This window comes from Streptomyces sp. NPDC058086 (genome assembly GCF_042885015.1).
Taxonomy (GTDB): domain Bacteria; phylum Actinomycetota; class Actinomycetes; order Streptomycetales; family Streptomycetaceae; genus Streptomyces.
On sequence record NZ_JBHVST010000010.1, the window covers coordinates 88,779 to 102,892 of the forward strand.

Below are 14,114 nucleotides of genomic sequence, written 5' to 3' on the forward strand. Positions count from 1 at the left end.
GACGCGCGCGCCGCCTGCCAGAGGCTTACGCGTCTTCCGCGAGCTCCAGCCAGCGCAGCTCCAGTTCCTCGCGCTCACCGGTCAACTGACGCAGTTCGGCGTCGAGTTTGGCGACCTTCTCGAAGTCCGTCGCGTTGTCGGCGATTTGGGTGTGGAGCTTGCTCTCCTTCTCGGAGATCTTGTCGAGCTGACGCTCGATCTTCTGCAACTCCTTCTTCGCGGCGCGGGCGTCGGCGGCGGAGGCGGCCCTGGCGGACTGCGCGGGCGCGGCGGCGAGTACGGCGGCCGCGGCGACCTCCTCCATGCGCTTGCGCCGCTCCAGGTACTCGTCGATCCCGCGCGGCAGCATCCGCAGGGTGCTGTCGCCGAGGAGCGCGAACACGTTGTCCGTCGTGCGCTCGATGAAGAACCGGTCGTGGGAGATCACGATCATCGAGCCGGGCCAGCCGTCGAGCAGGTCCTCCAGCTGGGTCAGCGTCTCGATGTCGAGGTCGTTGGTGGGCTCGTCGAGGAAGAGGACGTTGGGCTCGTCCATGAGCAGCCGCAGCAGCTGAAGCCGCCGCCGCTCACCACCGCTGAGGTCTCCGACGGGCGTCCACTGCTTCTCCTTGTTGAAGCCGAACGTCTCGCAGAGCTGCCCCGCGGTCAGCTCGCGCCCCGTGCCCAGGTCGACCCGGTCGCGGACGGCCTGCACGGCCTGCAGCACCCGCCAGGTCGGGTCGAGCTCGGCGACCTCCTGCGACAGATAGGCGAGCTTGACGGTCTTGCCGGTGCTGATCCGCCCGGCGACGGGCTGCGTCTCCCCCTCGCTGCGGGCGGCCTCGGCCATGGCTCGCAGAAGAGAGGTCTTGCCGGCTCCGTTCACACCCACGAGCCCGACCCGGTCGCCGGGACCGAGCTGCCAGGTGAGGTGCTTGAGCAGGACCTTCGGGCCCGCCTGCACCGTCACATCCTCAAGATCGAAGACCGTCTTGCCCAGCCGCGAGCTGGCGAACTTCATCAGCTCGCTCTTGTCGCGGGGCGGCGGCACGTCCGCGATCAGCTCGTTGGCGGCCTCGACACGGAAGCGCGGCTTGGAGGTACGGGCGGGGGCGCCGCGCCGCAGCCAGGCCAGCTCCTTGCGCACCAGGTTCTGCCGCTTGACCTCCTCGGTGGCGGCGATGCGCTCACGCTCCGCACGCGCGAAGACGTAGTCGGAGTACCCGCCCTCGTACTCGTACACCGCGCCCTTCTGCACGTCCCACATACGGGTGCAGACCTGGTCGAGGAACCACCGGTCGTGCGTCACGCACACCAGCGCCGACCGCCGCTCCCGCAGGTGCTGGGCGAGCCAGGCGATGCCCTCCACGTCCAGATGGTTGGTGGGCTCGTCGAGGATGATGAGGTCCTGCTCCTCGATGAGCAGCTTGGCGAGCGCGATACGGCGGCGCTCGCCGCCGGAGAGCGGGGCGATGACCGTGTCGAGCCCCTGCGGGAACCCCGGCAGGTCCAAGCCGCCGAACAGCCCCGTCAGGACGTCCCTGATCTTGGCGTTGCCCGCCCACTCGTGGTCGGCGAGGTCGCGGATGACCTCGTGCCGGACGGTGGCGGTGGGGTCGAGGGAATCGTGCTGGGTCAGCACCCCCAGATGCAGCCCGCCGGAGTGCGTGACGCGGCCGGTGTCGGCCTCCTCCAGCTTGGCGAGCATGCGGATGAGGGTGGTCTTGCCGTCGCCGTTCCGCCCGACCACACCGATCCGGTCGCCCTCGCTGACGCCGAGGGAGACTCCGTCGAGCAGGGCACGGGTGCCGTACACCTTGCTGACGGACTCGACATTGACCAGGTTGACGGCCATTTCTCTCCTGAACAAGGGGGACGATCGACCCTCAAGGGTAGTCCGGCTCCCTCACCTCCCGAGCCACACGGGTGGGGGCCCGGGGCGCAGCCCCGGCCCCCAGGGGCGCGGGGAACCGCGCGACCGGCCCCCACCGGCCCGCGGACAACGCACCCGCCCCGCATATTCACGCGGCCACGGCCGCAGGCCGCCCACGTCCCGCCCGCTCCACCAGCAGCCACCCCGCGAGCGTCATCGCCACGGCGACCGGAGCCGTCACCCGGACCGCGATCAGTACCGCCGTGCGCCCTTCCAGCAACCCGCCGAACCCGACCATGGAGAGCCCCAGCACCCCGAAGAGGCACAGCGTCACGCCGAGCGCGGCGGCCGGCCGCGCACCCGCGGACGGCGCCCCCGGCTCCCGTACGACCGCCGCAGAGGGCTGTTCGAACCTCCGGAACACGGTGACGAGCAGCGCCGTCACCACACCGGCCACCACCACCCGCACCGGCACCTGGGCCCACCACGCCCCCGTCGCGGGCTCCGGCAGCCGTACGCCGAGGGCCAGCAGCGCGCCGTACACACCGAGCATCGCGGTGAGGTGCCACAGGAAGGCCGTCATGGACACGCCGTTGGCCGCGACGACCGCACGCCACACCCGCGGCCGGCGCAGCCACCGCTGCGCGGCGCCCCGCAGCAGCTCCACCCCGCCGACCAGCCACAGCCCGTGGCACAGCAGCGCGAAGGTGGGCGGCGCCATGTTGGAGATCTTCTCGCCGGGCATCCCGACCATGGACAGCGGATACGGCCCGTAGGCGACCAGCAGCACCGCCCCGGCGAGCCCGGCGCCCGCGAGGAGGTAGGGACGTCCCAGCTTCCCGTCCGCGCGCAGGAAACCGAGCTGATGGACGGCGAGCCAGACGAACGCGAAGTTCAGGAACTCCACGTACGGCACACCGAACCCGAACCGCAGCACGTCCACGAGACCGGCCGCGGCGACGAGCCCGCCGAACGCACCCCACCCGTACCGCTCGTGCAGCCGCAGCAGCGGCGGCGTGAAGGCCACCATCGCCAGGTAGATCCCTATGAACCACAGCGGCTGGGCGACGAGTCGTAGCGACACGTCCAGCAACCCGCCCTCCCTGCCCGCGAGTTGCAGGGCGAGCGCGAGCGCTCCCCACACGCCGATGAACACCACGGTCGGCCGCAGCAGCCGTTGCAACCGGGCGCGCAGGAAGACGGAGTAGAGGGCCTCTCCCCCGTTCTCCCCGGCCTTGCGTCGCAGCGAGCGGTACGACAGCGCGTGCGAGAAGCCGCCGACGAAGAAGAAGACGGGCATGACCTGGAGGGCCCAGGTGAGCAGCTGGAGGCGGGGCTCCACGGCGAGCAGGTTCCCGACCTCGGCCCGTCCGTCGCCGCGCACCGACACGGCGGCCATCAGCCAGTGCCCGAGCACCACCGTGCCGAGCGAGGCGACCCGCAGCAGGTCGACGTACTTGTCGCGCGAGGCGGGTGTGGCCGCGGCGAGGGCGTGAGCGCTTGATGCCATACGAGTACGGTCGCGCCGTCCGCCGCTACGGCGTCAGCGCGCCCGTACTCAGTTCGCCTCTGAGTACCGCGACCCCGTGACGTGCCTCCGAGTACCGGCGCCCGTGCGGGTCAGACGACCGTCGCGCCGGGGGCGGGGCCGTCGGTGACCCGTACCGTCCGGCAGGTGCCGGAGGCGCGCAGCGCGTCGGCGACCGCGCGCGCGGCCTCGGCGTCCGCCGCGAGGAAGGCCGTGGTCGGCCCCGAGCCGGAGACCAGGGCCGCGAGCGCACCGGCGTTCCGCCCCGCGGCGAGCGTGTCGGCGAGGGCCGGGAAGAGGGAGAGGGCGGCGGGCTGGAGGTCGTTGGAGACGGCGCGGGCGAGGGCCCCGGCGTCCCCCTTGGCCAGCGCGTCGAGCAGCTCCTGCGAGGCGACCGGCTCCGGGATCCGCACCCCCTCGTTCATCCGGTCGAACTCCCGGAAGACCGCCGGGGTCGACAGCCCGCGCTCGGCGATCGCGAAGACCCAGTGGAAGGTCCCGCCGACCTCGAGCGTCCGCAGCTGCTCGCCCCGTCCGACGCCCAGCGCCACCCCGCCCACCAGGCTGAACGGCACGTCACTGCCCAACTCGGCGCAGATGTCGAGGAGTTCCTCGCGGGAGGCGTTCGTCCCCCACAGGGCGTCGCAGGCGAGCAGCGCGCCGGCACCGTCGGCGCTGCCGCCCGCCATGCCGCCCGCGACGGGGATGTCCTTGGCGATGTGGAGGTGGACGGCCGGTTCGATGCCGTACCGGCGGGCGAGTTCGAGGGCCGCGCGGGCCGCCAGGTTCGTGGCGTCGAGGGGGACCTGGTCGGCGTCCGGGCCCTCGCAGGTGATCCGCAGCTCGTCCGCCGGCACCACGGTGACCTCGTCGTACAGCCCTACGGCGAGGAAGACGTTGGCCAGGTCGTGGAAGCCGTCGGGGCGGGCGGCGCCGACGGCGAGCTGGACGTTGACCTTGGCGGGGACTCGAACGGTCACGACGTCCGTGCCCGTGCCCGTCCTGGGCTCGGTCTTCGACTCCGTCACGGCTGAGCGCTCTCCTTGTTCTCTGCCTTGCTCTCGGCGTTCTCGGCCTTGTTCTCGGCGATACGGGCGAACTCCTCCACCGTCAGCGACTCCCCGCGGGCCTGCGGTGAGACCCCGGCGGCGACGAGCGCGGCCTCGGCGGCGGCCGCGGAACCGGCCCACCCGGCGAGGGCGGCGCGCAGCGTCTTGCGCCGCTGGGCGAAGGCGGCGTCGACGACCGCGAAGACCTCGCGCTTGGAGGCCGTGGTCCTGATGGGCTCGGCGCGCCTGACGAGCGACACGAGGCCGCTGTCGACGTTCGGCGCGGGCCAGAAGACGTTCCGTCCGATGGAGCCGGCCCGCTTCACGTCGGCGTACCAGTTGGCCTTGACGCTCGGCACGCCGTACACCTTCGAGCCGGGGTCGGCGGCGAGCCGGTCGGCGACCTCGGCCTGCACCATCACCAGCGTGCGCTCGATGGTCGGGAAGGTGCCGAGCATGTGCAGCAGCACGGGTACGGCGACGTTGTACGGGAGGTTCGCGACGAGGGCGGTGGGGGCGGGGCCGGGGAGCTCGTTCACGTGCATGGCGTCGGAGTGCACGAGTGCGAAGCGATCGGCGCGGGCCGGCATACGGGCGGTGATGGTCGCCGGGAGCGCCCCCGCGAGTACGTCGTCGATCTCCACGGCGACGACCCGGTCGGCCGCCTCCAGCAGCGCGAGGGTCAGCGAGCCGAGGCCGGGGCCGACCTCGACGACCACGTCGTCGGCCCGTACGCCGGCGGTGCGCACGATGCGGCGCACGGTGTTGGCGTCGATCACGAAGTTCTGGCCGCGCTGCTTGGTGGGCCGCACACCGAGGGCACCCGCGAGCTCGCGGACGTCGGCGGGGCCCAGGAGGGCGTCGGGGGTGGGGCTGTTCACGCCCCAAGACTACGGGGGTGCGGGCCGCGCCCCGCAGGGGCGCGGGGCACTGCGGGGCGCAGCCCCGCCTCAGGGGCGCGGGGCGTTGCTGGATATGCGGCTCCGCCGCGTGGGCGCGACCAGCCCCACCGGCCCGCAGCCGGAGAACCCGTCAACCGTGCAGATGGGCTCCGCAGTGGGGCCACGGGCTCGCACCCCGGCGGACGTACAGCTTCTTCGCCCGGCGGGTCTGCTCCGCGGCCGGCGCGTCCTGGGGCCGCCCGGACCCCCCGAGCGTGTGCCAGGTGTGGGTGTCGAACTGGTACAGGCCGCCGTAGGTGCCGGAGGGGTCCACGGCGTCGGGGCGACCGCCGGACTCGCACGCCGCGAGCCCGGACCAGTTCAGACGGTCCGCACCCTGCGCGGAATCGGGCCGCGGCTTCGTACCGACCCGCACCACCTGCCCCCGCGGCTCCCGCACCACCTCGTCCCCGACCCTCCGCGGCTTCTGTCTGACCCCGTTGACGGTCCGCAGCAGGTAGGTGACCCGCCGGGTCCCGGGTTCCCCGGCCCGGTCGACGACCTCGGTGCCACGGAACAGCGAGGGGTCGCTCGTCCGTGTCGTCCGGAAGAGGATCGCCTCCTCGCGGACCTCCTGGGTGCCGGTGATCCGCATGACGCTGACCGTCTGTCCGTCCCGGGGGAAGCTCTCCGGCGGGACGGACGTCGTGTCCTCGCCGTGGAGGGTGATCCCGGCCTCCTCGACGGCCTCGCCGACGGTCGCCGCGTTCGTCCGGATCGTCCGCGCCCGCCCGTCCGCCATGATCGTCACCGTCCGCTCGGTGCGGACGTCGAGCGCGAGGCCCTCCCGGCCGATGCGCCGGGAGCGCGAGGTCGACAGGTACGCCCCCTCGGCGCGCACCCCGAGCTGCTGGAGCGCCCCGTCCACCGAGTGCGCCGTCGTCCACACCTCGTGCGGCTGTCCGTCGAGGGTGAGCCGCACGGGCCGCCCGTAGTGGACCGCGATCTCGTCGCCGCTGGTCAGCTCGGTGCCGGGGGCGGGCGCGACGACGTCGTGCTCGCCGACGCGCACGCCCTCCTCGGCGAGGAGTTCGGTCACGTCGTCGGCGAAGGTGTGCAGCGTGCGCGCCTTCCCGTCGACGCTGAGCTCGATGGCCTTGTCGTTGGCGACGAAGGCGGAGGCGCCGCCGGCGAGGAAGGCGACGACCAGCGCCTGGGGCAGCAGCCGCCGCAGCGGGTCGGGACGCTCGGCGGCGCGCCGGCGCCGGGCGGCGCGCCGGGCGGCGGCCCGCCCGCCGGACCGGGGCTCCCCCTCCGGCTCCCCGAACGCCCGCGTCTGCACCAACGTCGGCGTCTGCCGGGGCAGTATCGGCTCGGTCGGCGCCTGGGACGCCGCCAGTGCCTCGTACGCGGGCCGGTAGGTGTCCACGTAGCCGCCACGGTCCGGGCTTCCGGCACCGTACGACGGCTGCGCGTAGCCCTCTCGGTCCTCGAACGACGTTCCAGTCAGGCCATACGTCTCGTACTGCGAGTTGGGCGACTTGGGCAAGTTGCTCACGACGACACGCTCCAGGAGATCCGGATCGGGCGACCAGAACCTAGCGGAGCGGTCGTCACTCTCCCAAGCAACGCGGCTACGCTGTGTCGCGACACTGCCCTGAGGTGTGACCCCGGAAAATGGCCGGAAGCGCTATCCCTCAGTAACCGAAGGCCCGCGCCGTGTTCGCAGAGAGCGCCGTCGCCAGCGTGTCCTCGTCGATGCCCCGCACGGCCGCCATGGCGCGCACCGTGACCGGAATGAGATAAGGCGCGTTGGGCCGTCCGCGGTACGGGGCGGGAGTCAGGAAGGGCGCGTCGGTCTCGACGAGGACGAGCTCCAGGGGGGCCACGGCCAGCGCGTCGCGCAGTGGCTGGGCGTTCTTGAAGGTCATGTTTCCGGCGAAGGACATGTAGTACCCGGCCTGGGCGCAGATTTCGGCCATCGCCGCGTCGCCGGAGTAGCAGTGGAAGACGGTCCGCTCGGGCGCGCCCTCCTCCTTCAGGACGCGCAGCACGTCGGCGTGCGCGTCGCGGTCGTGGATGACCAGGGCTTTTCCGTGCCGCTTGGCGATCTCTATGTGGGCGCGGAAGGAGCGCTCCTGGGCGGCCTTGCCTTCGGGGCCCGTACGGAAGTAGTCGAGCCCGGTCTCGCCGACGCCCTTGACCTGGGGAAGGGCGGCGAGGCGGTCGATCTCGGCGAGGGCCTCGTCCAGCGCGCCGTCGCCACCGGGCCCCCGTGCGCCCTGGCGGGACCAGCCGTCGGGGTCGCCGTGCACGATACGGGGTGCCTCGTTGGGGTGCAGGGCGACGGTGGCGTGGACGGCCTCGTACGCGGCGGCGGTCTCGGCCGCCCAGCGGGAGCCCTTCAGGTCGCAGCCGACCTGGACGACCGTGGTCACGCCGACCGAGGCGGCCTTGGCGAGTCCTTCGTCGACGGTGCCGGACTGCATGTCGAGGTGGGTGTGCGAGTCGGCGACGGGGACGCGCAGCGGCTCGGGGAGCGGTGGCGCTTCGGTCTTGTCGGAGGGCATGCCTCGATCCTACGAAAGGAGGGCATGCCCCCGATCCCGCGAAGGGTGTGGGCCGGACCTCACCCGGGCGAGGTCACCGCGCTCCCGCGATCAGCCCGCCTTGCGGTGATGGAAGGGGTGCAGCAGGTCGGAGAGGTGCCAGTGGTGGGGTTCCTTGGGCACGGCCGGCTGGTCGAGGGCCTCGTCGTGGGCCTGCTCGTCGTGGGCCTGCTCGGAGTGGGCCGACACCGGGCGGTGCGTGTGCTGGTGCATGGAGTTCTGGACGGAGGACACCTGTCCGGCGCGCATGATGCGCAGCACGTGTCCGTCGCAGTTCTGGCAGGAGGGCCGGCTCAGCGGGGACGGCACGACATGGCCGTCCGCCACGTACATCACGAACTCGCCGCCCTCGGCGTCGCGGTGGTGCTCTATCTCGAACGACTGCTCCCAGCCGTGCCCGCAGCGCATGCATGCGAAGGAATACGACTCGTTGACGACGGCGGTCGCCGCGCTGCGGCTGCCGGTCTGCCCTGCGATCTCACTCATGCCAGCTCCTGCTGTTCCGCTGGACAAGCGCCCCCGGTCGGCGGGGGCGAGGGACGGGTACGTCCCTTCAACCAGTGGACGCTTCTCCGGGCGGGAACGCATCAGGCCTGTCGACTATTGGAGTCGTTTTGGCCTTTCCTTGTCGGAATGCCTCGGAGACACGGCCTGAGCTTTGCTTTCCGTGCCGGCCCTTTGCTCTTCTATGGGGCGCTGTGCGCCGCGTTCTTTGCCGCGACCACCGCATCGAAGACGTCGCGCTTGGGAATTCCGGCCTCGGCCGCGACCGCCGCGATGGCCTCCTTGCGGCGCTCTCCCGCCTCTTCCCGCACCCGCACCCTGCGCACCAGTTCGGCCGCGTCCAGTTCCTCGGCGCCCTTCTCCGGCGCGCCCTCGACCACCACCGTGATCTCCCCGCGTACGCCCTCGGCGGCCCAGGCCGCCAGCTCGCCCAGCGGCCCGCGCTTGATCTCCTCGTACGTCTTGGTCAGCTCGCGGCAGACGGCGGCCCGCCGCCCGTCCCCGAAGACCTCGGCCATCGCGGCGAGGGTGTCGTCGAGGCGGTGCGGGGCCTCGAAGTAGACCATCGTGCGGCGCTCGCCCTCGACCTCCCGCAGCCGGGACAGCCGCTCGCCCGCCTTCCTCGGCAGGAACCCCTCGAAACAGAACCGGTCGACGGGCAGCCCGGACAGCGCGAGCGCGGTGAGTACGGCGGACGGGCCGGGTACGGCGGTGACCTTGATGTCCTTCTCGACGGCCGCCGCGACCAGCCGGTACCCGGGGTCGGAGACGGACGGCATCCCGGCGTCGGTCACCAGCAGCACGCGCGCCCCGCCGGCCAGCGCCTCGACGAGTTCGGGCGTGCGGGCCGCCTCGTTCCCCTCGAAGTACGACACCACGCGCCCGGTGGGCTGCACGCCCAGCGCCTGGGTCAGCCGGCGCAGCCTGCGGGTGTCCTCGGCGGCGACGACGTCCGCGCCCGCCAGCTCCTGGGCGAGCCGGGGCGGGGCGTCGGCCACGTCGCCGATGGGGGTGCCGGCCAAAACAAGGGTTCCTGTCACGGTTCCATCCTCGCAGGGGCATTCGGCGGCAGCCGCATCCACCCATTAGGCCCGTGCACGGGACTCCCACAGACCTGTTCCCTACGATGGCGCGGTGACCAGTACCGCGTCCTCCACGGACACCCGGCAGGGCCAGGCAGCCGAAGAACGGCGGCCGTCGTGGCAGCAGCGGCTGCGCCGCTTCGGATATACCGCGCCACCCAGAAGCGATGTGCGTGATCGGCTCGTGCCGCCGTACGCCGAGCCCAGTCCCCGGATCTGGGCTGCGTTCGGGCTGCGCCACGAGGTCGCCGAACGCATCACGCGCTGGTCGGGCTGGGGCGGCCCGCTGCTCGTGACCCTGATGGCGGGGCTGATGCGGTTCTGGAACCTGGGCAGCCCGAAGGCGGTGATATTCGACGAGACGTACTACGCCAAGGACGCCTGGGCGCTGATCCACCGCGGGTACGAGGTCAACTGGGACAAGAACGCCAACGACCTGATCCTGCAGAACAACGGGCACGTCGGCATCCCCTCCGACGCCGCCTATGTGGTGCACCCCCCGGTCGGCAAGTACGTCATCGGGCTCGGCGAATGGATGTTCGGCTTCAATCCGTTCGGCTGGCGTTTCATGACGGCGCTGCTCGGCACGCTGTCGGTGCTGCTGCTGTGCCGGATCGGGCGCCGGATGTTCCGCTCGACGTTCCTGGGCTGTCTGGCGGGCACGCTGATGGCGGTGGACGGGCTGCACTTCGTGATGAGCCGCACCTCGCTGCTCGACGGTGTACTGATGTTCTTCGTGCTGGCGGCCTTCGGCTGTCTGATCGTGGACCGCGACCGCGCGCGTGCCCGACTGGCGGCAGCCCTGCCCGCGGACGCGGACGGTCTCGTACGCCCCGACGCGCACATCGCCGAGACCACCCGCCTCGGCTGGCGCCCCTGGCGCTGGACGGCCGGTCTGATGCTGGGCCTGGCCCTCGGCACCAAGTGGAGCGGCCTGTACGTCCTCTTCGCGTTCTGCCTGATGGCGGTCCTGTGGGATGTCGGCGCGCGCCGGGTCGCGGGCGCCCGTCACCCGTACCTGGCGGCCCTCAAGCACGACACGGGCATCACGTTCCTCGCGACGGTCCCGGTGGCGATCGCCACGTACTTCATCTCCTGGACCGGCTGGATCCTCTCCCCCACCAACGGCAAGGGCGGCTACTTCCGCAACTGGGCCGCGACCGACGGCAAGGGCGGCAGCTGGACCTTCCTGCCCGACTGGCTGCGCAGCCTGTGGCACTACGAGCACGAGGTGTACGAGTTCCACGTCGGCCTCTCGTCCCCCCACACCTACCAGTCGAACCCGTGGAGCTGGATCGTCCTGGGCCGCCCGGTCTCGTACTTCTACGAGTCCCCGCTACCCGGCAAGGACGGCTGCCCGGCGAACGCGGGCGACAAGTGCGCCCGCGAGGTCCTGGCCCTGGGCACGCCCCTCCTGTGGTGGGCCGCCTGCTTCGCGATCGCCTACGTCCTGTGGCGCTGGGCGTTCCGACGTGACTGGCGGGCGGGCGCGATCGCCTGCGGCATCGCGGCCGGCTACCTCCCCTGGTTCATGTACCAGGAGCGCACGATCTTCTTCTTCTACGCCATCATCTTCGTCCCGTTCCTGTGCCTGGCGGTCGCCATGATGATCGGCGCGATCCTCGGCCCACCCGGCTCCACGGAACGCCGCCGCGTCATCGGCGCGGCGAGCGCGGGCGTCCTGGTCCTCCTGATCGCCTGGAACTTCATCTACTTCTGGCCCCTGTACACGGGCACCGCGATCCCCATAGACCAGTGGCGCTCCCGGATGTGGCTGGACACCTGGGTCTAGCTGGGCGAACGAACCCTGAGGGGCGCGACAACGATCGCGCCCCTCAGGTCGTTGTTGGTCGTTGTTGGTCATCCTGGGTTGCCCTCGGACGGCCCAGCGACGGCCCCGGTGGAGGTCGCCGTGATCATCCAGTGGGCTGGTCCCAGAGACCTCGACCAGCGACTACGGCTTCCGCTAACTCGTCAGCAACCCAGTCGGCGGCTGGGGGCCGCCAAACCGAGCCAGCAGGTACCCGCCATAGGCGCCCAGGATGCTCGCGAAGTACGCTTCGAGATTCAGCGGGATCCAGACGTCGATGAGCGCCAGGACGGCGGAGGCGCTCACCAGCCGGGCCGCGACCTTCATCGCCGTCACCAGCTCCTCGTGGTCGTCAAGCGGGGGGTACTCGCCCTGGTTGTCGGTCGGGGGTGGATTCATGTTCACTGACGTTGAGCCCCTTTCGAGGGCTATGGGTGGGGCCGCGTTTCAGTTTTGACGGACAGAGGTGCGGCTCCACCAGCTTCATCTGATCTCCTCGCAGTCCCCTGGGGACGGGTTCGTCCCTCGGTGACCACGTCGGCATGAGCTACGGCGGGATGTCGGTGGTGGTTGTCCGACCCTCCCCCTTTTTTGCCTGGCGATTTTTTCGACCGCGGCCTAGCTCACAGAGAGGAGCGTAATCACACGGAGTGAGGTGCCGCAACTATCCAGGTTGTTGGGGGCCTGCCCCCCCCCCAATTTGTTGGCGCGGCATTGCGCGACCGCGGGGGGCGCGAGGTCCGGGCCCCACCGTGGGCAAAATCTTTTCCGGCGATCGCGCCCCGAAAATGGCCCGGCGTTCCCGGGCCCCTGAGCTGCACACACTCGCCAACATCGACCACCACGCGGTGCGCTTCGACCACCCATGGGCCCAGAGCTGGTTGCAGAACAACGCGGCGCGAGATTACCCTCGCGAGGGGTGCGCTTGGCGGGCGAAAAATAAATTGCCAGGCAAAATTTGAAGGGGCGGGCCGATGACATCCGAGGCTGACATGCAGGCGATGGCCGAGGGCATGGACATGCGCCCGGTCTCGTTCAAGACTCCGGCGTTCCGGACCATGATCGGAAAGATGCCGTCGTTCAACTTCGTGCACCCTGTCCCCGCACTCGTGGAGCTGAGGGCGCGCACCGAGTCAGGGGTGATCGTCCGTAAGGACTTCGATCTTGATGACGAGGAGTACGGCAACCGCCCCATCGACTTCAAGCACGTCGAGAAGATTTCTAACGGGCTCTACGACCGTCCCGACACCCCGATTCAGCAGATCCAGCTCGCCATCCCCACAGACCTCGACGGCCAAGAGACGTACCACTGGCATGGCGTCAACAAATCCATCTCCCCTGGCGTCGAGTTCGGCATGCTCACGGTTTACCAGGGCACGCCTATGCACATCGAGAACGGGCAGCACACCCTGGAGGCGCTCGCTCGGGTCTGGGATCGGGTTAAAGGCGCCTCCTTCGGCGAGGACCAGGAGAAGGAGCGCATCCTGAAGTCAAGTGCAGCTCCTATCCAAGTACTTGTACAGAGCGATCGTGACGAGGTCACGCGGATGTTCGTGGTGGCCGGGATGACGAAGCCGATCTCGCCTGCCCTCATGACAGCACTCGATCAGAGTTCGTACGCAAATAGGTTCGGCACGCAAGTCGGGCGGCGCGCGAGGCTCCTCACTGACGAACTGGCTCGTCTCGTCTACCTACGCACAGCCGCACGCGAGGAGGCGCTGTACTCGACCGCGCACATGCGGGGGTTCACTACCGCCACTCTGGTCGGCTTCAGGGACCGCACTCCCGATGCACGCGAGACAAACGTGCGCAAGGCCCTTGAGGAGCGTGCGGGGGCCAGCGGCAACATCAACGACGAGTTGGAGACGGTTATCGACGAAACCGTAGCCGTTCTCGACTACGCATACGAGCGCATTCCCGGCTGGAAGGACCTTCGTCGCTCCGCTGACGGAGCGGGCCTGTCACCCAAGCAGTTCCGCGCGGAGTACCTGCATGGGTCCCCCGCTGGGCTTTACGTGATCGGTGGCGTCCTTGGTGCTGCACGGTTCTGTGGTGTTCCCCTGAACGACGTCGTCGACGCACTCGCAGAGCTCCCGTGGAGACGATCCGAGGGCAAGCTTCACAAGGTGGATGGTGTTGAGCAGATGCAGCATCTCCTCTTCGAGGGCACGCTCGTCCGCTTCGAGAAGGGGACCGCCCAGAACGGTGACATCATCTGGTCTCCGACCACCGCCGGCGGAGCTCGAACTAACTACGAGGCCGCAACAGAGAGGGTCTTGAAGGAGCTCGCGCGCGATGCAGCCTTCAGGGAGATGCACCACATGAAGACGCTCGTGCACCTTGGCCTGCGTTCAACCAAGGGTCGTGGCCGGCCGCGCAAGACGACGGAGGGGTAGCGACTGATCCTGGGCAGTCCTGAAATCGAGCCTTCAGGACTGCCTGGACCGTGCTCGGCTCAGGCGTCAGAGGTTTCGCTGACCTGTGGTGAGATTTACAGTCCACCCAAGATCAACCATTCGCACACTCTATGGCCTGCTGTTTCGTGCGCCACCTGGCGGGGCCTACTCCATCCCGTCCATGTGTCGTCCTGATCTTAAAATGAGGAAGACGCTCGCCACATCCGGGTCACGCTCTTCATCACCCGGCGGAATGGTCGCGATAGCGGCTTCAAGTGCCCGCTGAGAGTCGTCTGCCATCTCCAGAACTTGGGCACACATTTCCGCTCAAGCGGCGTGCAGCCATGCATGAAGGCGAGGAGATCTAGCCGTCCCCAGCGTGCGTTGCGCATATGGATGGGAA

11 protein-coding genes are annotated in these 14,114 nt (G+C 70.2%); 2 read left to right on the plus strand and 9 right to left on the minus strand.

Going from position 1 to position 14,114, the window contains the following annotated elements; translation table 11 throughout:
* Nucleotides 1-25 precede the first annotated feature (25 nt).
* From ACFVWD_RS10585 to rsmI, 8 genes are all read right to left on the minus strand, one after another.
* Entirely contained in the window at nucleotides 26-1,834 is a 1,809-nt protein-coding gene (locus ACFVWD_RS10585) for an ABC-F family ATP-binding cassette domain-containing protein (RefSeq protein ID WP_389595039.1), read from the minus strand.
* A gap of 166 nt (nucleotides 1,835-2,000) precedes the next feature.
* The gene (locus ACFVWD_RS10590) at nucleotides 2,001-3,362 is read right to left on the minus strand and encodes an acyltransferase (protein WP_389595041.1); all 1,362 of its coding nucleotides are present in this window, start codon (nucleotides 3,360-3,362) and stop codon (nucleotides 2,001-2,003) included.
* A gap of 110 nt (nucleotides 3,363-3,472) precedes the next feature.
* Nucleotides 3,473-4,408 carry a 4-(cytidine 5'-diphospho)-2-C-methyl-D-erythritol kinase gene (locus ACFVWD_RS10595; RefSeq protein ID WP_389595042.1) on the minus strand — a complete coding sequence of 312 codons (936 nt, stop codon included), beginning with the start codon at nucleotides 4,406-4,408 and terminating at the stop codon, nucleotides 3,473-3,475.
* Nucleotides 4,405-5,310: a 16S rRNA (adenine(1518)-N(6)/adenine(1519)-N(6))-dimethyltransferase RsmA gene (gene rsmA / locus ACFVWD_RS10600; protein ID WP_389595043.1), complete on the minus strand. Its 906-nt coding sequence runs from the start codon at nucleotides 5,308-5,310 to the stop codon at nucleotides 4,405-4,407. The genes ACFVWD_RS10595 and rsmA overlap by 4 nt, the downstream gene beginning before the upstream one ends.
* Before the next feature lie 151 nt (nucleotides 5,311-5,461).
* Nucleotides 5,462-6,868, minus strand: a complete 1,407-nt coding sequence (locus ACFVWD_RS10605; RefSeq protein ID WP_389595045.1) for a ubiquitin-like domain-containing protein — start codon at nucleotides 6,866-6,868, stop codon at nucleotides 5,462-5,464.
* A 139-nt stretch (nucleotides 6,869-7,007) separates the two neighbouring features.
* Complete coding sequence (locus ACFVWD_RS10610) at nucleotides 7,008-7,880, minus strand: TatD family hydrolase (protein ID WP_168509115.1); 873 nt, start codon at nucleotides 7,878-7,880, stop codon at nucleotides 7,008-7,010.
* 90 nt (nucleotides 7,881-7,970) lie between these two features.
* Nucleotides 7,971-8,405: a hypothetical protein gene (locus tag ACFVWD_RS10615; RefSeq protein ID WP_389595047.1), complete on the minus strand. Its 435-nt coding sequence runs from the start codon at nucleotides 8,403-8,405 to the stop codon at nucleotides 7,971-7,973.
* A gap of 200 nt (nucleotides 8,406-8,605) precedes the next feature.
* Complete coding sequence (gene rsmI, locus ACFVWD_RS10620; RefSeq protein ID WP_360266374.1) at nucleotides 8,606-9,463, minus strand: 16S rRNA (cytidine(1402)-2'-O)-methyltransferase; 858 nt, start codon at nucleotides 9,461-9,463, stop codon at nucleotides 8,606-8,608.
* A gap of 94 nt (nucleotides 9,464-9,557) precedes the next feature.
* On the opposite strand from rsmI, the gene ACFVWD_RS10625 reads away from it, so the two are divergent.
* A complete protein-coding gene (locus ACFVWD_RS10625) occupies nucleotides 9,558-11,297 on the plus strand; it encodes a dolichyl-phosphate-mannose--protein mannosyltransferase (RefSeq protein ID WP_389595048.1) in 1,740 nt (579 codons plus the stop codon).
* Nucleotides 11,298-11,471: 174 nt separating this feature from the next.
* Here the strand turns inward: ACFVWD_RS10625 and ACFVWD_RS10630 are convergent, their stop codons facing one another.
* Nucleotides 11,472-11,714, minus strand: coding sequence for a hypothetical protein (locus ACFVWD_RS10630; protein WP_389595049.1), 243 nt, complete (start codon nucleotides 11,712-11,714; stop codon nucleotides 11,472-11,474).
* A 575-nt stretch (nucleotides 11,715-12,289) separates the two neighbouring features.
* Here ACFVWD_RS10630 and ACFVWD_RS10635 point away from each other — a divergent pair.
* The gene (locus ACFVWD_RS10635; RefSeq protein WP_389595051.1) at nucleotides 12,290-13,711 is read left to right on the plus strand and encodes a DNA sulfur modification protein DndB; all 1,422 of its coding nucleotides are present in this window, start codon (nucleotides 12,290-12,292) and stop codon (nucleotides 13,709-13,711) included.
* Nucleotides 13,712-14,114 lie beyond the last annotated feature (403 nt).

What these genes read in the sequence shown, in the direction of transcription:
- ACFVWD_RS10635 (WP_389595051.1), top strand. Translation starts at nt 12,290, where the DNA reads ATGACATCCGAGGCTGACATGCAGGCGATGGCCGAGGGCATGGACATG.
- ACFVWD_RS10615 (WP_389595047.1), bottom strand. Translation starts at nt 8,405, where the DNA reads ATGAGTGAGATCGCAGGGCAGACCGGCAGCCGCAGCGCGGCGACCGCC.
- ACFVWD_RS10630 (WP_389595049.1), bottom strand. Translation starts at nt 11,714, where the DNA reads ATGAATCCACCCCCGACCGACAACCAGGGCGAGTACCCCCCGCTTGAC.
- ACFVWD_RS10610 (WP_168509115.1), bottom strand. Translation starts at nt 7,880, where the DNA reads ATGCCCTCCGACAAGACCGAAGCGCCACCGCTCCCCGAGCCGCTGCGC.
- ACFVWD_RS10590 (WP_389595041.1), bottom strand. Translation starts at nt 3,362, where the DNA reads ATGGCATCAAGCGCTCACGCCCTCGCCGCGGCCACACCCGCCTCGCGC.
- ACFVWD_RS10585 (WP_389595039.1), bottom strand. Translation starts at nt 1,834, where the DNA reads ATGGCCGTCAACCTGGTCAATGTCGAGTCCGTCAGCAAGGTGTACGGC.